We start from the raw sequence: 16,828 nt of genomic DNA, 5'->3' as shown, positions 1-16,828 counted from the left end.
CTCCCTCTCGCCTTGGAGCACCTCATGGCCAAGCCCGATCTGATCTTCACCCGTGGCCCCATCCACACCGGCGATCCCGCGCGCACCCGGGCAAGCAGCCTGGCTGTCACGGGGGAGCGCATCACCGCCGTCGGCCATGACGAGGTGCGCGAACTGATCGGCCCGGACACCGAAGTCGTCGATCTCCAGGGCAAGTTGCTGCTCCCCGGATTCCAGGACTCCCACATCCACGCCGTGTTCGGCGGCATGGAACTGGCCGAGTGCGATCTGACCGGCACGGTGGGCGTCGAGGACTACCTCACCCGCATACGCTCCTACGCCGACGCGCACCCGGACCGCTCGTGGATCACGGGCGGCGGCTGGTCCATGGAGAGCTTCGACGGCGGACTGCCCACCCGGCAGCTCCTCGACGCCGTGATCCCGGACCGCCCGGTCCTTCTGGCCAACCGCGACCACCACGGTGCCTGGGCCAACACCCGGGCGCTCGAACTGGCCGGTCTCACCCGGGAATCCGCCGATCCCGTCGACGGCCGGATCGAGCGCGAGCCGGACGGCACCCCGAGCGGAATGCTGCAGGAGGGCGCCACCGCCCTGGTCTCCCGGATCGTGCCGCCAAGCACACCGGCGGACCGCCTCGCCGGTCTGCTGCGGGCCCAGAAGCTGCTGCATTCCCTCGGTATCACCGGCTGGCAGGACGCCCTTCTGGGCGTGTTCGGCGGCAAGCCGGACCCGTCCGACGCCTATCTGGCGGCCGCCCGTGAAGGCACGCTCACCGCCCGGGTGGCCGGGGCCCTGTGGTGGGACCGCGAGCGGGGGGCCGAGCAGATCCCCGAGCTGCTGTCCCAGCGAGAGCAGTTGAGCCACGGACGGTTCCGGGCCCGTGCGGTGAAGATCATGCAGGACGGCATCGCCGAGAACTTCACGGCGGCCATGACCACCCCCTACCTCGACGGCTGCGGCTGCGCCACCGCCAACTCCGGTCTGAGCTTCGTCGACCCCGTCGCCCTGCGTTCGTACGTCACCGAGCTCGACGCCCACGACTTCCAGGTCCACTTCCACGCGCTCGGCGACCGGGGGGTGCGGGAGGCCCTGGACGCGGTCGAGGCAGCCGTCGTGGCCCATGGGCGGCGTGGCAACCGCCACCATCTCGCCCACCTCCAGGTGGTCCACCCCGACGATCTGGATCGCTTCGCACGACTCGGCGCCATCGCCAACATCCAGCCGCTCTGGGCCGCACACGAACCCCAGATGGACGAGCTGACGATCCCCTTCCTCGGACCCGAACGGGCCTCCTGGCAGTACCCGTTCGGCTCCCTTCTGCGCGCTGGAGCCACCCTGGCTGCGGGCAGCGACTGGCCCGTCAGCAGCCCCGATCCGATCGCCGGAATCCATGTCGCGGTGAACCGGATGGAACCCGAGGCCACCGACGGGCGGGTCTTCCTGCCGGAGCAGCGCCTCGACCTCGCCACCGCGGTCGCCGCCTACACCGCCGGCTCGGCACATGTGAACGGGCTCGACGACACCGGCAGTCTGCTCCCCGGCCACTTGGCCGACCTGGTGGTGCTGGACCGGGACATCTTCACGCTGCCTCCGGAGGAGATCGCCGAGGCCCAGGTCCTGCGCACCTACGTCGGCGGCTCGCTGGTGCACTCCGCCTGAGGGCCTAGGACGGCCGCCGCGAGGACTCCCGGACCAGCAGGCGCGTCGGCACGAGCACGCCCGAGGGCTCTTCGTCGCCGTTCTCCAGGGCGGAGACGAGGAGTTCGATCCCGGCCTCGGCGACCTTCCGGGGCTGAAGGCTCAGCGTCGAGATCGGAGGTTCGGTGTGCTCGGCCGTACCGTCCTCGCTCACGCACACCACGAGAAGGTCGCCGGGTACGTCGTAGCCGTGGCGGCGTGCCGCCTCCAGGACGAGCGGCGGGCTCAGCTCCGCCACGACGAAGAGGGCATCGGGCCGCTCGGCAGCCGTCAGCGCGCTGTCCACCGCCCGGACCACCGGGCCGTTGCCGGCGTCGGCGGCGTAGGTCACCCGGGCCGTGTGGCCGCGTGCGGCACACCAGCCCCGGTAGGCGGCCAGAACTCCGCGGTGGAAGCGGGTGGTGCTGTCGGGCAGCACGAGCGCCGTCCGCCGTGCGCCCTGCGATCCCAGATGCTCCAGGGTTCCGCGGACCGCCTCCTCGGCATCGACGTCCACCCAGTGCGCTCCAGGTCTGCCGTCCACCGATCCGTCGCTGAAGACGGGGATACGGGCGGCAAGCAGGTCTTCCACCACCCGGTCGTCGGCGACCGGATCGGCAACTATCACCGCTTCGAGCGGCAGGTCGGCCCACTCGCTGTGCAGCGATCCCGCAGGCAGCATCACCAGGGCGTATCCGCGTTTGAGCGCCGCAGCCGCCGTGGCGCCGGTCAGCTGGGCGAAGTACGGCGACTCCAGATACGTCCACGGGGCCCCCGCGAACTCCCCCACGACGTAACCGATCAGCCGGGCCCTTCCCGCACGCAACTGCCGGGCGGTGGCGTTGGGCCGGTATCCCATCCTGCGCGCAGTCTCCCTGGCTTTCTCCCGTACGGCCGGCGAGAGCCTTCCGGTGCCGTTGAGGGCCGCCGAGACGGTGGTCTTGGAGAGGCCCGCCTCGCGGGCGACATCGACGAGACGGACGCGGGGCGGGGCGGTTCGCGAAGTGTGCCCGCCGTGTTGGGGAGCTGAGGTCATGCACTGATGCTGCCACCCTCGCGACCTCAGCAAAACCGTTCCCGCAAAGTCTTGCGCGGGAACGTTCCCGCATTGATACTCGCTCCATCCCCCAGCGCCCGTCACTACACCCGTAAAGGGGTGGGTCTCCTTGCGCATGTCCAGAGCCACCGCGCTGCTTGTCTGTTCCGCCGTCGTCACGGCCACCACCGCCGGCTGTTCCGGCGCGACCAAATCCCAGACCAGCGGCGCGCCCGCCTACACCGTCACCCCGAACTCCCCGGCGGCGAAGGGCTCCCTCGACTCCTTCACCTGGTCGCTGTACGCCGAGCCCTACACGCTCGACTACGCCCTCGCCTACGACTACCCGCCGAACACCGTGCTCGCCAACGTGTGCGAGCAGCTGCTGCGGGTCACCCCCGACATGAAGATCGAACCCGGGCTGGCCGTGAAGTACACGAACCCGGACCCGAAAACCTGGGTGTACACCCTTCGACCGGATGTGAAGTTCCACGACGGATCGACCATGACGGCGGACGACGTGGTCGCCTCCCTCGAACGCCACATGGATCCGGCCACCGGATCCCCGTGGGGCTCGTCCTTCAAGAACGTCGCCTCCATCAAGAAGAGCGGCCCGCTGGAGGTGACGATCCGGCTCAGCAAGCCCGACGTGCTCCTGAACGAACTCATGGCGGCCTCCCCCGGCACCGTCGAGAGCGCCGCCTTCCTGGCCAAGACCGGTAAGGACTACGGCGGCCCCAAGGGCAAGGTCAACTGCACCGGCCCCTACGCGCTCGACAGCTGGGCCCAGGGCGACAGCCTCACCCTGAAGAAGAACACCGCTTACTGGGACCGGTCGCTGACTCCCAAGACCGACACCGTGAAGTTCACCTTCATCGAGGACCCGTCCGCCCGCACCAACGCCTTCCTCTCCGGCACGGCCGACGGCGGCTACATGGTTCCCTCCTCCTCCCTCGCCCAGCTGCGCACCAGCTCCAAGGGCAAGGTGTACTTCGGCCCCAACACGGCGGCCGCCGATCTCTCCGTGCTCGACCTCAAGGGCCCGCTCGGAGACCTCAAGGTCCGTCAGGCCCTCTCCATGGCCCTCGACCGCAAGAACATCATCAAGGCTGCCGCCGGCGGCATCGGCGTTCCCGCGAAGGCGCCCGCCGCGCGCGGCGCGTGGGCGCTGGCGCCCGAGAAGGCCGACGACTACTTCAAGGCGCTGCCCGAGCCCGTGTACGACGTGGCCGGCGCGAAGAAGCTGATCGCCGAGGCCGGTGCCACGGGGCGCAAGGTCACCGTCGTCACCAGTTCGCTCGCCCCGGAGATCAGCGTCGTGGCCAACGCCGTCCAGGCGGCCGGCAAGAAGATCGGCCTCGACGTCCAGCTGAAGGCCGTTGCCCCGGAGGCGTACACCAGCGTCTTCGTCGACCCCGGCGCCCGTAACGGACTGGACCTCGTCATCACCAACGGGTACGACAACACGCCCGACCCACTGGAGTTCTACCAGTACCTGCGCACCGGCGACTTCGGCAACTACGGCAACTGGTCCGACGCCGAGTTCGACGCCCTCTTCGACAAGGCGAACGCGGAGCCCGACTCGGCGCGCCGCGCGGAGCTGACCGCCGAACTCCAGCGCATCGCCGTGCGCGAGCTCCCGATCATCCCGCTGTACGAAGCCCCTTACTCGGTCTTCCTCGGCAGCCGGGTGACGGGCGCCCCGACCGGCATCGCCCAGCTGTACTACCCATGGGCCGCGACGATCGGGGCCGCGCAGCAATGACGCGCTATCTGATGAGCCGCCTCCTCGGCCTGACGGCGGTGCTGCTCGTCACCTCGTTCATCGTCTTCGGCACCGTGCATCTCGCGCCGGGCGACCCGGTGACCTTCCTGCTCCACGGCCGGCCCGCGACCCCGGACGCGGTCGCGGCGCTGCGCGCGCAGTACCACCTGGACGACCCGCTGCCGGTCCAGTACGCGAAGTGGCTCGGCGGCGTCCTGCACGGCGACTTCGGCCGCTCGACCCAGTTCCACCAGGACGTCGGTTCCCTCATCGTCTCCCGCCTGCCGGGCACCGCGCTGCTCGTCGGCTACGCGGCAGTGCTGGTCACAGTCCTCGGTGTGACGGGCGGCATCATGGCCGCCCTGCGCCCCGGGGCCGTGGACCGCGCAGTGCTCCTCGGCACCGGCGTCGCCACGGCCACTCCCTCGTTCGTCAGCGCCATCGCGCTCGTCTCGCTCTTCTCCGTCCAACTGGGCTGGTTTCCCGGGCCCGGAGGCACTCCCGAGGGCCTCGGCGACCGCCTCTACCATCTGACACTGCCCGCCTTCGCCCTGGCGATCACATTCGCCGGACTGCTGGCCCGGGTCACCCGGTCGGCAATGCTCGACGAACTCGGGCGCGAACACGTCGAGGTGGCGCGAGCCCGCGGTGTCGCGGGAGGCGCCGTGGTCCGTCGGCATGTGCTGCGCAACGCACTGGGCCCCATCGTCACCGTCGGCGGCACCATGCTCGCCGGCCTGCTGATCAGCACCTCGATCGTCGAAACCGCCTTCAACGTGTCCGGCATCGGCTCCCTGCTGGTGCAGGCGGTGACAGCCAAGGACTTCGCAGTCGTTCAGGCGATCACCCTGCTCAGCGTGGCGGCGTTCGTCCTTGTCAACCTGATCGTCGACCTGCTGGTGCCGATTATCGATCCCCGGCTGTCCCTCTACGGGGAGGCTTCCCGATGACCACCACCGTCTCCCCCGCGTCCCCCTCCCCGGGTGCGCTGCGCCGCCGCCCGGGGCTGCGCGGACTGCGGGTTCTCGGCCAGGGCCCACTGTTCACGGCAAGCGTCGTCGTACTCGCGGCGCTCGTCCTGATCGCGGTCCTTGCCCCCGTACTCGCACCGTACGACCCCGACGCGCTCGACTTGTCAGCGAGCCTGACAGGCACCAGCGGTGACCATCTCCTCGGCACCGACCAGTCGGGCCGCGACATCCTGTCGAGGCTCATCCACGGAGCGCGGACGGGCCTGCTCGGACCACTCCTCGTGGTCGGTGTCTCGACCCTCCTGGGCACGCTCGTCGGCATGGTCGCCGCCTGGCGCGGTGGCTGGGCCGATGCCCTGCTGTCCCGGTCGATGGACCTGGCCTTCGCGATCCCCGGACTGCTGCTGGCCATCCTTCTGGTAGCCGTACTCGGCTCGGGCATGGCCGCGCCCGTGATCGCCATGGCCGTGGCCTACACCCCGTACGTCGGACGCCTGGTCCGAGGTATCGCCCGCCAGGAGAAGGCCCGCGCCTACATCGAGTCCTACCGCGTACAGGGCTGGTCGGGCTGGACGATCTGCCTGCGGCATCTGCTGCCGAACATCGCACCCACCGTGTTCGCGCAGTCCGCGATGAACTTCGGCTACGTACTGATGGATCTGGCCGCGCTGTCCTTTCTCGGGTTCGGGGTGCAGCCGCCCACGGCCGACTGGGGAGCCATGATCAACGAAGGCCAGTCGGCGATCCAGCAGGGGGCGATGCTGCCCGCGCTCGCGCCGTCCGCGTGCATCGTCCTCGCCGTGGTCGCCTTCGGTATCGTCGGCGAAGGGCTCGCCGACCGAATCGCGAAGCGGGAGCGGTGAGTCCCATGACCGAGTATGAAACCCCCGCGCTGGAGATCGACGGGCTCGGCGTCCGTCTGCCCGGCGAGCAGGCGGCCCGGCCCATCCTCGACGGCGTCACATTGCGGGTCGACGCCGGCGAGACCGTCGGCCTGGTCGGCGAGTCAGGCTCGGGCAAGTCGGTCGCGTGCCGCAGTGTGCTCGGGCTGCTGCCGCCTCGGGCTCTGACGAGTGGTGAGGTGCGGGTCGCGGGCCGCGACGTCCTGACCATGAACCGCGCCGAACTGGCCGGGCTGCGTGCCAGGCAGGTCGCGATGATCTTCCAGGACCCGCGGGCATCCGTGAACCCGCTGCGCCGCGTGGGCGACTTCCTCACCGAGGGACTGCGCGGTGCGGGCACGCCCGCCGCCGCGGCCGAGAAGCGGGCCGAGGAGCTCCTCGACGCGGTGGGCATCCGCGATCCGCGGGGCGCGCTGCGCCGCTACCCGCACCAGTTCTCCGGCGGGATGCTCCAGCGCGTGGTCATTGCGGCCGCTCTCGCGGGTGAGCCCGCGCTGCTGGTCGCCGACGAGCCGACCACGGCCCTCGATGTCACCACCCAGGCAGAGATCATCGCGATCCTCACGCGCCTCCAGGCCGCACGCGGCACCGGAATGCTCTTCGTCACCCACGACCTCGAACTGGCCTCGGCGATCTGCGACCGCGTGTACGTCATGTACGCGGGCCGGATCGTCGAGACCAGCGGCACCGACGCGCTGTTCGACCGCCCGCGCCACCCGTACACGTCGGGGCTCCTCGCCTGCACGCCCCGCATCGAGGCCGGAGCCGCCGCCCCACGCCCCATCCCGGGCCGACCCGTCTCCCTCGCCAAGGCCCCACCGGGGTGCGCCTTCGCAGCGCGCTGCGCCCATGCGCAGCCGCGCTGTTCCGAGGAGACGCCCGAACTTGCGCACCACGGCGACGGACTCGCCGCGTGCCACCGCGCCGACGAAGGGATCGAACTGTGACCGGGGCAACCGGGGAACTCGTCGTTCAGAGGCTGCGCAAGCGGTACGGAGACCACACGGCGGTGGAGGACGTGTCCTTCACCCTGTCGCCGGGCTCCTCCCTCGGCATCGTCGGCGAATCCGGCAGCGGCAAGACCACGACTGTACGGATGCTCGTCGGCCTGGAGCGCCCCGACGGCGGCACCATCCGGATCGGTGGACGTGACCGCTCGGCGCCCGCCCGGGGCAGAGCCGAGCGACTCGCCCGCGCACGCGAGATCCAGATGGTCTTCCAGGATCCGTACCTGTCCCTCGATCCGCGGGTGACCGTGGGCCGGTGCGTCGAGGAGGTCCTGCGCCTCCACTTCCCGATGGAAACGACGGCCCGGCGGGAGCGCGTCGCCGAACTCCTCGACCAGGTCGGGCTCGGCGAACGGGAGGCGGCCGCCCTGCCCGGCAAGCTGTCCGGCGGCCAGCGCCAGCGCGTGGCGATCGCCCGCGCGCTGGCCGCCGAACCGCGCGTCCTCGTCCTCGACGAGGCCGTGGCGGCCTTGGACGTGTCCATTCAGGCGCAGGTCCTCGAACTCCTGGGCAGCATCCGGCACGAGGTCGGCATCGGCTTCCTCTTCGTCACCCATGACCTAGCCGTCGTCCGGCACATCACCGACGAGGTGATGGTCCTCAGGGAGGGGCAGGTGGTGGAGGCGGGCCCCACGGCCGAGATCCTGGACGCGCCTCACCACCCCTACACACGTCTGCTGCTCAGCTCCGTCCCCCGACGCGGCTGGAACCCCGCCGACGCCGCGGCCGCCCGCCGCTCCCTCGGTTGACCAACCCGATCCGGGCCCCGGACGCCGCGGCGTCCCTCAACTTCCTGCCGGGGCCTGGAGGCCCTCGGCCTGGGCGCGGCCGACCAGCTCGTCGATGAGTCGGTCATTCACTGCCCGCGCCGGCTGCGGCTCGGCCGCCTCAACAGATTCGGTTTCGGTCATGTTGTTGCTGGTTCGTCCGCGCGCGTCCCGGCTGCCCGACTCGCCGACAAAGCGTACTCGCCGCGCCGTAACCGCCGTTACCTGCGACGGCGTCAGATCGACTTGCGGTTTCCGCTGCGTCAACTCCTAGGGTCGTCCATGTGGCCGGAGAGACCGGCCCGGTGATGGGAGGCACGGCAATGGCCTGGTCGATCGCGGATGTGGCCCGGTTGTCCGGGGTGACGTCCCGGACGCTGCGGCATTACGACGAGATCGGACTGCTGCCGCCTGCGCGGATCGGAAGCAACGGGCACCGCTACTACGAAGAGGCTGACCTGCTGCGGCTTCAGCAGATCCTGCTGATGCGGGAGTTGGACCTGGGACTGCGCGAGATCCAGGCGGTTCTGGACAGCCAGGTCGACCAGGTGACTGTGCTGCGCGAGCACCACCGGCGGCTGCTCAGGGAGCGTGACCGGCTGGAGACTCTCGTCCGCACGGTCGGGCGGACCATCACCGAATTGGAGGAGGGGAAGGACAACAACGACATGGCAAGGATCAACAGGCCGGAGAACCTGTTCGAGGGATTCGAGCACTCCTCTGCTGAGGCCGAGGTACGCGAGCGGTGGCCGAAGGCGTGGGAGCAGTCCCGACAGGCCATCGAGACGATGACCGCCGAGGATCAGGAGCAGTGGCAGCGTGAGGTTACGGCACAGATGATCCGTATTGCGGAGTTCATGGTGGCCGGCACACCGGTTGCCGATCCTGCAGTGCAGGTCGAAGTGGACGCCCACTACCAGGGCGTCTGCCGGTTCTGGACCCCGAACGCGGCCGCGTACAAGGGACTGGGACGGACCTACGTCGATGACCCGCAGATCCGTGCGAACTACGACAAGATTGCCGATGGGCTGGCCGTCTACCAGCGCGACGCGATGGTCGTCTACGCCGATGCCCGACTGAACTGACCGGCGGCTCACACTGCCGGGGGGCTGCAGACCCCCCGCGACAAGCAACTCTCTCCTACGGCTACGGCCGCTGGCACATGCCGTCGGGCAAGCGCGAGCGGGGCGAGTCCCTGAGCGCCGGGGCCGCGCGGGAGCTGCTGGAAGAAACCGGTGTCCGTCCTGTTCTTCGCCCACGAGAACCGCCGGGCTCGCTGCCACCTGGAGCCTGGCAAGGTTGCCAACCGGCTGATCGGGCACAGCATGCGGAACGCCCTGCACACCATGGGGCACTTCCCGCCCTCCACCCCGAGGACCATGCGGGCCCCCCTCCTGCGGTCAAGTCGGCCAGGAGAACCACCGGGGACCCAGGCAAGAACGTTGCCCAGAAGTCCGGGCTGAACCGCTCCATCAGCCGGGAGGCATGGGGCCGCACGGTCACCATGCCGACATACAAGACCGCCCGGCTCGGCGGCACCCTGCACAAGGTCCCCGCCCCCGGCACCTCCCGACGCTGCTCGGCGTGCGGCTTCACCACGCCCGGCAACCGGGAGAGCCAGGCCGTGTTCGTGTGCAAGAACCCCGACTGCGGCTGGTCGGGCAACGCCGACCACAACGCAGCCCGGAACGTCTTTCACCTGTACCGGATGGGCCTCGCGCTCATCCCGGCTGCCGGGAGGGCAGTCGTCAGGCGCGCGAAGCGCGTCAAGCCCGCTGCCGCAAGGCAAGCAGGAATCCCCCGGCCTCAGCCGGGAGAGCACTTCAATGAGGAAACCTCACTGGCCCACCCTTCCGTCGATACGCTCGCGCAACAGGTCGGCGTGCCCGCAGTGGCGGGCGTACTCCTCGATCCTGTGCACCATCAGCTCCCGAACTGAGGTCCCGTCCTTCCCCAGACGCTCACTCAGATCCGGGCGCTCGGCCAGCGCGGCGTCGGTCTCGGCCTGCTCGCGCTCCAGAGCGGAGTACGCAGCGTCGACCTCGGCCTGCTCGGCGACGACTCCGTCGAAGTCCGCGTCCTTCTCGCCGTACAGCTTCGGCAGTGGATCACCGTCGCTGATCCAGTTGCGCCAGTCCCGTTCCACTTCGGCGAGGTGTCGAAGCAGGCCGAGCAGCGACATCGTCGACGGCGGAACCGACCGACGGGCCAACTGCTCCGCATCCAGACCCTCGCACTTCATCCGCAGGGTCATGCGGTAGTCCGTCAGGAAGCCCTGCAGCGTCGCGAGCTCGCCGTCCGAACTGACTCCTTCGCTGTTGCGCGGGTCGTCGTCCGGGTCAGCCCACATGTCGGGGTGGACGGTTGCTCTGCTCCATCGTCCGGGTTGATCACTCATGCGTTCCATGTTCGTCCATGAGAGCCCGAGTTCACCAGTGAGTTTCCCGAGGTTGATCACTTCCGGACTCCGTTGAGGACGAGGGGGCAGGTGTGCCCCGGTCCGGCTCACCCATGCCGGGCGTGCCGCTGATGTGTCCCACGTACCCGGCCACAGGTCGTCTCATGGAGGCCTGTCGTGGAGGACGACAGCGGCGATGCAGCGCTGCTACGCCTCGATCGGCCCGTACCGAATGCGCACCCAGTGGCGCTGGTGGATGGCACGTCCGTGTGAGGGCATCCCTTCAGAGCGAACGGGTTCCCGGGCGGCGGCGACCATGGTGTCTGGGCGACGGGCATGCTGCGGAGCGTCCAGAGAGCGGACTGGGTGCAGATGGACGCCGATACCGGCAGCCGGCAGATCGCCAAGGGCTACAGCGGGGCCGCGGTGTGGGACGACGTGCAGGGCGGAGTCGTCGGGCCGGCCGTCGCGGCGGGGCGCGGCGACCCGGCGGGGAGCGCATTCCTCGTACCGTCCGAGTCGCTCGTGGATGAGGAGGTGTTGCGCCCGGCATGTCCGTTCCGAAGCCTTGAGGTGTTCGAGGAGGACGCCGAGCTTTTTCATGGACGCGAGGACGGCATCGGGCGGCTGGCCGAGTCGATCGCCCGGCGCCCCCTCAGCGGACAGACAGCCTCTGGGAGTGTCAGGTCCCGGCGGACCGCTCGCTGGTCACACGACGATGCAGGTCATGGCCGCCCACAGCAGGGGCGAGTGCTCGATCCGGCCGCCGGCGCGCCAGCGGTTGAGCTGCTCGCGCTGCCAGCGGCCGAGCCGGTGTACGGGGTCGCGGTGCTCGTGGGCGGTGTCGACGGCGATGATCGCTTCCGACAGCGGGCGCACGGACTCGGCCAGGCCGGCCAGCCGGTGGAAGGCGAAGCTGGTGGGCAGCACCCAGCGGGTGGCGGTGACCAGCTCGGCACCGTTGTGGATCATCGCTGTCGCCAGGCCGAACGACTCGGCGAACCGCAGATCGCCGCCGCTCTCGCAGCCGATGAGGGCGACACGGGACGGCGCGGGCCAGATCCGCGCACCCGGCTCCCCGTCCGCGCGCAGCGGAAGCGTGCCGAGCAGGAGGTCCTTGGCGGACAGCGGCCGATGGGTGCGGATCGGCTCGGCCAGGCCGTCGGTCCCCGGACCGCAGCACAGATGGAGCGTGCCGTCCTCGCTCTGCCCGCCCTCGACCGGCGCGCCGCTCACGTGCCCGACGTACATCAGTCTGCGTGCCCCCTTGCGGAGCATGCCGCTCAGCCAGTCCCGGTCCAGGTCGGTGCGGCGGAATGCCTCGGCCGGGGTGGTGACGGACGGTACGACGGCGCCGGTGTCGAGGCGGCTCTGGACGAACGACAGCAGCTCCGGGTCCGAGCCGGGCGGTCCCAGGACCGAGCCGAGCGAGGAGTCGGCCCGGAATCCGGGCACCCGGGGGTCGAGGACGAGAACGACCGTGTCGGCGTCGGTGTCCGCGTCCGGCGCCGGACGCACGGCGGGATCCTGCCGCTGCAACGACACCGGGGCAGTGGTCACGACGTCCGCCAGATCGATGAGCCGGACATCGTCGTCGTCGACGGCGAGCAGTTCCCAAGGGACCTGGGCGACCCGGGACGACGGCTGAATCCGTACCAGCGGACGGCCCGCCCGCGCCGACACCTGGCGTATCTGCGCCGTCAGCCCTTCCGGCCACAGCGCCTCGGCCAGCACCCGCGCGAGCCGGTGTTCGGTCCGGTGATCGGCCATCGCTCCCGAGTCGAACGCTCGCCGTATCCCCTCCGCTCCGCCGCCCGCCCCCGGCAGCGCGGCGACCAGCGCACCGACCGCGTGGTCGACTTCGTCGCCGGGCCCGCGGCCGGTGCCGAACCCCCGGGCCCCGCCGGCCCACGTCCAGGTCATGAACAGGTCCCCGGCGTCGGCCAGCCGGACCTGGACCACCGGGCGGCTCGTCAGGTCGTCGGTGATCCAGAACGGCACCTCTTCCTCGTTCACGATCGGCCGGTGATAGCGGAACTCGGCCGCCGCGATGTACTCCTGGAGCGCGACGCGGCCGGATTCCGGCGACATCCGCACCTTCGGCGGCGGTGCGACGCGCAGGCCGGCGGAGGCAGCGGCCTCCGCCGCCACACCCCCGAGCGTCATAGGGCCGTCGACATGCCCGTATGCCTTCATGGCCGCACTCGGGAAGACCGATTCGGCGGACTCGGCCGACCCGGAGGGCGAGGTGCGTGTCGCCGACAGCGGCGTACGGTCCAGTGCCAGGGAGGCGCCCGCGCAGCGGTGTTCCACCAGTTCGAAGAGCAGCCCCTGGTCCTGTCGGCGTACGGCGAGGCGGAAGACCAACTGCATGGCATCGTCCGCCAGTTCCAGCCACTGACTGCGCGCGTGGGCGGTGACGAAGTCGTAGCGGGCCGCCTCCAGGGCCAGCGCAGCAGGAAGGGCGAGGGCGAGCGCGGTGGCGATGGACTCCGTCTCGCGGTCGCCGTGGTGCGTGTGGTTCAGGTTGTGCTCAAGGGTTTTCGCGAGCATGAGGTCGACCTGTGCGCACCGCTCGTACACCTCCCGCGCCTGGTACACCTCGCGGGCCTCCTGGGCCAGCCGCTTCATCTCCTCGATGTCGCCCCGGTCATAGGCGTGCTGGGCGCCCAGCAGCATGGTGTCGGCGGCGGCGATCGAGGCGCCGAGTCGTTGGAACCGGGCCAGGCTCACCCCCAGCAGGTCGTCCGCGCCGGTGGTGTCACCGCGCCGGCCGGCGAGAAAGCCACGGGCCTGTTCACAGACCGCCAGGTCACCGAACCGCCCCTGTCGCTCGAAGACCGCGGATGCCTCGGCGAACAACCGCTCCGCGAGGTCGAGGTCGCCCCGGTGCATCGCGGCGTACGCCCGGTGGGCGACCAGCGACTGCAGCTCACCGGTGTCCCCCATCGCCCGGAAGCTGTCCTCCGCGCGGGCGAAGTAGTCCTCGGCCAGGTCGAACCGTCCGGTCGAGGCGCAGACCAGGCCGAGGGCTGTAAGCAGCCTCGGCACGGTCTCCACGACAGTCGCCGGCAGGGTGTTCAGCAGCGCCGAGGCCTGCTCCTCGGCCGCTCCCCACTCGCCCCGCTCCATCAGCAGATGCACCCGGTTCAGGCCGAGTTCGGAAGAACGCAGCCCCTCGGGATCGTCGAACTCGGGCAGCCTGACCGCCGCCTCGTCCAGACACCCCAGCGCCTCGTCCAGGCGCCCGGTCCTGCGCAGCAGGTCGGCCCTGGCGAGCAGCGTCTTCAGCATGATTTCCAGCCACAGTTGACGACCGCGCGGCCCCATCGGCACCGACGCGATGCCGTCGAGCAGGTCGCGGGACCGCTCGACGGCCTCCTCCGCCCCGGCCAGGTCCGTGGCGGTGAGCCGGACGCTCGCGATGTCGGACAGCAGGTGCGCCCGCAGGAACCGCACATCGGGCGAGTCCTCGATGGACTCGGCCACGGTGAGCAACTCCTCGTAGACGGCGCACGCGGCCCCGGGATCAGCGGCCAGCTGATGCTCCTCGGCCAGGGCGAAGCCGCTGTCGAACGGCTCCCCGTACAGTTGCATCACCGCCGCGTTCTCCCCGTCCCCGTCCGGCATCCGTCAGTAGTCCTCGCCCGTGGCAGCAGCGGCGATCTCGGCAAGGAACAGCCCCGAAGACGCGTCGTGCGGCGACGCCTCGTACGCCAGGGGCTGTGCCGCCGTTGCAAGTCGCCGCCGGACCAGCGCGCGGATCGCGTCGCGGTCACCGCGGCCTTCGGGCCCCGGACCCGGGTCGAATCCGGGCAGTAGCACACCCACCTCGAAAAGCGGCGGTATCGCCCCGTCCGGAAGGTGCAGATCCAGATCCGCCCGGCCGGTCCACATGTCGTCCCGTCTGGCGAGGAACACCCGGTCCGGGTGGCCACCGTTCACACGGACCTCCGCGACGAGGGGCGCACCGTCTGCGGGTGCCGCGACGTGTGCGACGACCTCGATCTCGATCCGCCGTCGCGCGCCGAGTGCGCGAACGGTCCAGGACACCGCGTGCTCGGAAGCGTCGACGAAGCCGGGCGGGTAGCGGCGCCAGTCGTTGGTCCCCGAGCCCCGGGCGATCACCCGGCCGCCCGCGAGGAGCAGTTCGCCCGCCGCGAGTGCATAGCCGTCGTGCCGTGCGAACAGCGCGCCGGGGCCGACCGGCGTACCGGCCGGACGGTCCTGGTCCAGGGACGAGCGGAGGCGGTGCAGCGCCGACCCGTCCAGCCCGGCGCTGTCCGCCGCGTCGTCGATCAGCCGCAGGACGCTCTCCAGGTGGCGCGCCGTGTCCGCCTGCTGTGGTGCCGCGCGCCACCACTGGATCAGCAGGTCGAGGGCGGCCTGATGCTCCTCGATCAGTTCGGCCACGCAGTCATCGGGCTGATCACCGAAGTCGTCGAACAACTGCTGGCACCGGTGGGTGAGCGCGGCCAGCTCCAGGCCGAGCACGTCCGGTTCGAGCGCCGGTATCCCGTCCGCGTACGACGCCGGCCACCACCGGTGCGCCCAGTGCCCGAAGCCGAGCCGGGCTGCGCCGCCCGCGAGAGCGGTCACGTCCGCCGTCACCCGAACACCGGCCGGCTCCCCTGCCGCGCAAGCGTGCACGGCGGCGGCGGTGCGCTCGCCGTAGACCGCCCACAGCCACTGCTGCGCCCGCCCCACGTCATGCACCTCCGCCACCGGCAAGCCCGGTTCCCCGAGGACGGGCCAGACCAGAACCGCGCCCGCGACGTCGAGAACGGCCCCGGTGAAGCCGGGACCCACGGCGGCCGCGTCGCTGCCGTCCTCGGACCGGCCGACGACAGGACCGGAGGCGACCCGGATCGTGCCGTCCTCACCCCGCGCGACATGGACGTCGACGCCGGCCTGCGCCATCACGCGCTGCTCCGCTCGGTCGCTTCCGCAGTGGTCGCCGACAGCGTGCGCAGCGCCGACCGGACCCTGGCGCGGTGGTCCATCATCACCGAGCGGGCGACCCCGTCGAGCACTGCCCAGGCCGACGCGATGTCGCCCAGCGGTGCGTCGCGGACATCCCGCCCGTGCAGCCGCACCCACAGCCGCCGCATGTAGGCGGCCCAGGGGGTACGGAGGTCCTGGGCGAGGACGTCCAGGACGCCGCCGTCCGGGTCGGGGTGGGGAGAAACGGTCATCCGGCGTGCACGAAGAACGGAAGCCTCCCGTCGCCAGCGGCTGTTGACGGCCCGGTGCGCCGCTGTCCGCCCCAGCGCGGATTCCTTGCTGCCCAGCGGGTCGAGACCGACCGCGAGCCGGCCGCCGAGGACCACGGCGACGCGCAGGCTCTCGTCGTACAGTCCGAGCGGAGCGCAACTGCGACCGACCTCCCGCCCCACGAGCTCAGGCACCGTCGGCAGTTCCTCGCGCCGGGCCGACGACTGCAGAACCACAAAGAGCCGCTCGAAGAGCGTGCGGTCCAGCGGCGCGGGAAGCGTGGCCGTCGAGGCACTCCGCCCGGCCTCCGGACACGGCGGTACCTGCCACGCGGTCAGCCCCAGATGCACTGGGAGATCGTCGCGGCCCCAGACACCGCTCGCGTCCGCCCACAGGGCCCGGCCGAACAATCCTCCGCGTCCCGCCTCGACCATGGCCGTGTACTCCGTCGAGTTCCGCGACCGCCCCGGCGCGCCGCAGGCTTCCAGCACCTCGGCCGCCAGCACGACCGCCGCGACCGCGTCGGCGGCCGGGGCCGGCTGATGACTCTCCCACGCGGTGGCCAGCTCCCCGTCGAGCCGGGCGCGCCGGACAGCGTCCGCCAGATGGTCTTTCAGCACTTCCACCGTGCGTCCGCCGGCCGCGCCGACCACGTCCTCCACCACGGCCCTGGCCATCGCGTCCGCACCTGCCGAGGGCTTTCCGTGCTCGGTGGCCAGCTCGAAGCACCGCTGGAAGTAAAGATCCTGGGGGTTGCCCGCCACGATGCCCAGAGCCCGGCGGGTCCTCTTGAGCAGCGTGAACCACTGTGCCGTCGCCTCAAGACGCGTACCCGACTCCCGGATCAGCGCGTCCAGGCGCGCGGCCTGCGCCGGTCCGAGGAAGTCCACCGCGAGTTCAGGATGCAGCGCCGGCCTGACGATCAGCGGAAGCACGATCAGCTTGATCGTCCGGGTCAACGGTGCGCCACCGGGGCCGCTCAGCGACTCCAGCCCCGGCCCGAGGCCACGCCAGGCCCGGTCGATGACCATGGCGCGCGGTCGGCGCTCGCCGGTCTGCTGGCTCGGAGGCGGCATGTGAGGAGAGTACGT

13 protein-coding genes and 2 pseudogenes are annotated in these 16,828 nt (G+C 70.9%); 9 read left to right on the top strand and 6 right to left on the bottom strand.

Going from position 1 to position 16,828, the window contains the following annotated elements; genetic code table 11:
* Positions 1–24 precede the first annotated feature (24 nt).
* Positions 25–1,659, top strand: coding sequence for an amidohydrolase (locus ACIPEK_RS22515; protein ID WP_401998796.1), 1,635 nt, complete (start codon positions 25–27; stop codon positions 1,657–1,659).
* Between the two features lie 4 nt (positions 1,660–1,663).
* On the opposite strand, the gene ACIPEK_RS22510 is transcribed toward ACIPEK_RS22515, so the two are convergent.
* A complete protein-coding gene (locus tag ACIPEK_RS22510; protein ID WP_401998793.1) occupies positions 1,664–2,713 on the bottom strand; it encodes a LacI family DNA-binding transcriptional regulator in 1,050 nt (349 codons plus the stop codon).
* 136 nt (positions 2,714–2,849) lie between these two features.
* On the opposite strand from ACIPEK_RS22510, the gene ACIPEK_RS22505 reads away from it, so the two are divergent.
* From ACIPEK_RS22505 to ACIPEK_RS22485, 5 genes are read left to right on the top strand one after another with little or no spacing between them, the layout of a single operon-like run.
* Positions 2,850–4,478, top strand: a complete 1,629-nt coding sequence (locus ACIPEK_RS22505) for an ABC transporter substrate-binding protein (RefSeq protein WP_401999096.1) — start codon at positions 2,850–2,852, stop codon at positions 4,476–4,478.
* Positions 4,475–5,428, top strand: a complete 954-nt coding sequence (locus tag ACIPEK_RS22500; RefSeq protein WP_401999093.1) for an ABC transporter permease — start codon at positions 4,475–4,477, stop codon at positions 5,426–5,428. The genes ACIPEK_RS22505 and ACIPEK_RS22500 overlap by 4 nt, the downstream gene beginning before the upstream one ends.
* Positions 5,425–6,312 carry an ABC transporter permease gene (locus ACIPEK_RS22495; RefSeq protein ID WP_401998790.1) on the top strand — a complete coding sequence of 296 codons (888 nt, stop codon included), beginning with the start codon at positions 5,425–5,427 and terminating at the stop codon, positions 6,310–6,312. The genes ACIPEK_RS22500 and ACIPEK_RS22495 overlap by 4 nt, the downstream gene beginning before the upstream one ends.
* Positions 6,313–6,317: 5 nt before the next feature.
* Positions 6,318–7,298 carry an ABC transporter ATP-binding protein gene (locus ACIPEK_RS22490; RefSeq protein WP_401998787.1) on the top strand — a complete coding sequence of 327 codons (981 nt, stop codon included), beginning with the start codon at positions 6,318–6,320 and terminating at the stop codon, positions 7,296–7,298.
* Positions 7,295–8,107 (top strand): ABC transporter ATP-binding protein, encoded by an 813-nt coding sequence (locus tag ACIPEK_RS22485; RefSeq protein ID WP_401998784.1) that lies wholly within the window; start codon positions 7,295–7,297, stop codon positions 8,105–8,107. Before ACIPEK_RS22490 ends, ACIPEK_RS22485 begins: the two co-directional genes overlap by 4 nt.
* Positions 8,108–8,143: 36 nt before the next feature.
* On the opposite strand, the gene ACIPEK_RS22480 is transcribed toward ACIPEK_RS22485, so the two are convergent.
* Positions 8,144–8,269 (bottom strand): hypothetical protein, encoded by a 126-nt coding sequence (locus tag ACIPEK_RS22480; RefSeq protein ID WP_401998781.1) that lies wholly within the window; start codon positions 8,267–8,269, stop codon positions 8,144–8,146.
* Between the two features lie 179 nt (positions 8,270–8,448).
* On the opposite strand from ACIPEK_RS22480, the gene ACIPEK_RS22475 reads away from it, so the two are divergent.
* From ACIPEK_RS22475 to ACIPEK_RS22465, 3 genes and pseudogenes are all read left to right on the top strand, one after another.
* Positions 8,449–9,210, top strand: coding sequence for a MerR family transcriptional regulator (locus ACIPEK_RS22475; protein WP_401999090.1), 762 nt, complete (start codon positions 8,449–8,451; stop codon positions 9,208–9,210).
* A 56-nt stretch (positions 9,211–9,266) separates the two neighbouring features.
* Positions 9,267–9,365: pseudogene (locus ACIPEK_RS22470) on the top strand (NUDIX hydrolase); the annotation flags it as partial.
* A gap of 162 nt (positions 9,366–9,527) precedes the next feature.
* Positions 9,528–9,911 (top strand): annotated as a pseudogene (locus ACIPEK_RS22465) (zinc ribbon domain-containing protein); the annotation flags it as partial.
* 51 nt (positions 9,912–9,962) lie between these two features.
* Here the strand turns inward: ACIPEK_RS22465 and ACIPEK_RS22460 are convergent.
* The 4 genes from ACIPEK_RS22460 to ACIPEK_RS22445 all read right to left on the bottom strand — a co-directional run bounded on the left by ACIPEK_RS22460 (position 9,963) and on the right by ACIPEK_RS22445 (position 16,813).
* Positions 9,963–10,532, bottom strand: a complete 570-nt coding sequence (locus ACIPEK_RS22460) for a DinB family protein (RefSeq protein WP_401999087.1) — start codon at positions 10,530–10,532, stop codon at positions 9,963–9,965.
* Positions 10,533–11,231: 699 nt separating this feature from the next.
* Entirely contained in the window at positions 11,232–14,153 is a 2,922-nt protein-coding gene (locus ACIPEK_RS22455; RefSeq protein ID WP_401998778.1) for a hypothetical protein, read from the bottom strand.
* A 3-nt stretch (positions 14,154–14,156) separates the two neighbouring features.
* Positions 14,157–15,443, bottom strand: a complete 1,287-nt coding sequence (locus ACIPEK_RS22450) for a hypothetical protein (protein ID WP_401999084.1) — start codon at positions 15,441–15,443, stop codon at positions 14,157–14,159.
* Positions 15,443–16,813, bottom strand: coding sequence for a hypothetical protein (locus ACIPEK_RS22445; RefSeq protein ID WP_401998775.1), 1,371 nt, complete (start codon positions 16,811–16,813; stop codon positions 15,443–15,445). Before ACIPEK_RS22445 ends, ACIPEK_RS22450 begins: the two co-directional genes overlap by 1 nt.
* Positions 16,814–16,828 lie beyond the last annotated feature (15 nt).

The sequence above is a fragment of the Streptomyces sp. NPDC088246 genome (assembly GCF_044741025.1).
Taxonomy (GTDB): domain Bacteria; phylum Actinomycetota; class Actinomycetes; order Streptomycetales; family Streptomycetaceae; genus Streptomyces.
This window is presented reverse-complemented; position numbering and strand designations above follow the sequence as displayed.

Bases quoted from the DNA above. Each gene is read 5' to 3' on its own strand.
- ACIPEK_RS22490 (WP_401998787.1), top strand. From the start codon at position 6,318: ATGACCGAGTATGAAACCCCCGCGCTGGAGATCGACGGGCTCGGCGTC.
- ACIPEK_RS22500 (WP_401999093.1), top strand. From the start codon at position 4,475: ATGACGCGCTATCTGATGAGCCGCCTCCTCGGCCTGACGGCGGTGCTG.
- ACIPEK_RS22475 (WP_401999090.1), top strand. From the start codon at position 8,449: ATGGCCTGGTCGATCGCGGATGTGGCCCGGTTGTCCGGGGTGACGTCC.
- ACIPEK_RS22450 (WP_401999084.1), bottom strand. From the start codon at position 15,443: ATGGCGCAGGCCGGCGTCGACGTCCATGTCGCGCGGGGTGAGGACGGC.
- ACIPEK_RS22445 (WP_401998775.1), bottom strand. From the start codon at position 16,813: ATGCCGCCTCCGAGCCAGCAGACCGGCGAGCGCCGACCGCGCGCCATG.
- ACIPEK_RS22495 (WP_401998790.1), top strand. From the start codon at position 5,425: ATGACCACCACCGTCTCCCCCGCGTCCCCCTCCCCGGGTGCGCTGCGC.
- ACIPEK_RS22510 (WP_401998793.1), bottom strand. From the start codon at position 2,713: ATGACCTCAGCTCCCCAACACGGCGGGCACACTTCGCGAACCGCCCCG.
- ACIPEK_RS22505 (WP_401999096.1), top strand. From the start codon at position 2,850: ATGTCCAGAGCCACCGCGCTGCTTGTCTGTTCCGCCGTCGTCACGGCC.
- ACIPEK_RS22515 (WP_401998796.1), top strand. From the start codon at position 25: ATGGCCAAGCCCGATCTGATCTTCACCCGTGGCCCCATCCACACCGGC.
- ACIPEK_RS22455 (WP_401998778.1), bottom strand. From the start codon at position 14,153: ATGCCGGACGGGGACGGGGAGAACGCGGCGGTGATGCAACTGTACGGG.
- ACIPEK_RS22460 (WP_401999087.1), bottom strand. From the start codon at position 10,532: ATGGAACGCATGAGTGATCAACCCGGACGATGGAGCAGAGCAACCGTC.
- ACIPEK_RS22480 (WP_401998781.1), bottom strand. From the start codon at position 8,269: ATGACCGAAACCGAATCTGTTGAGGCGGCCGAGCCGCAGCCGGCGCGG.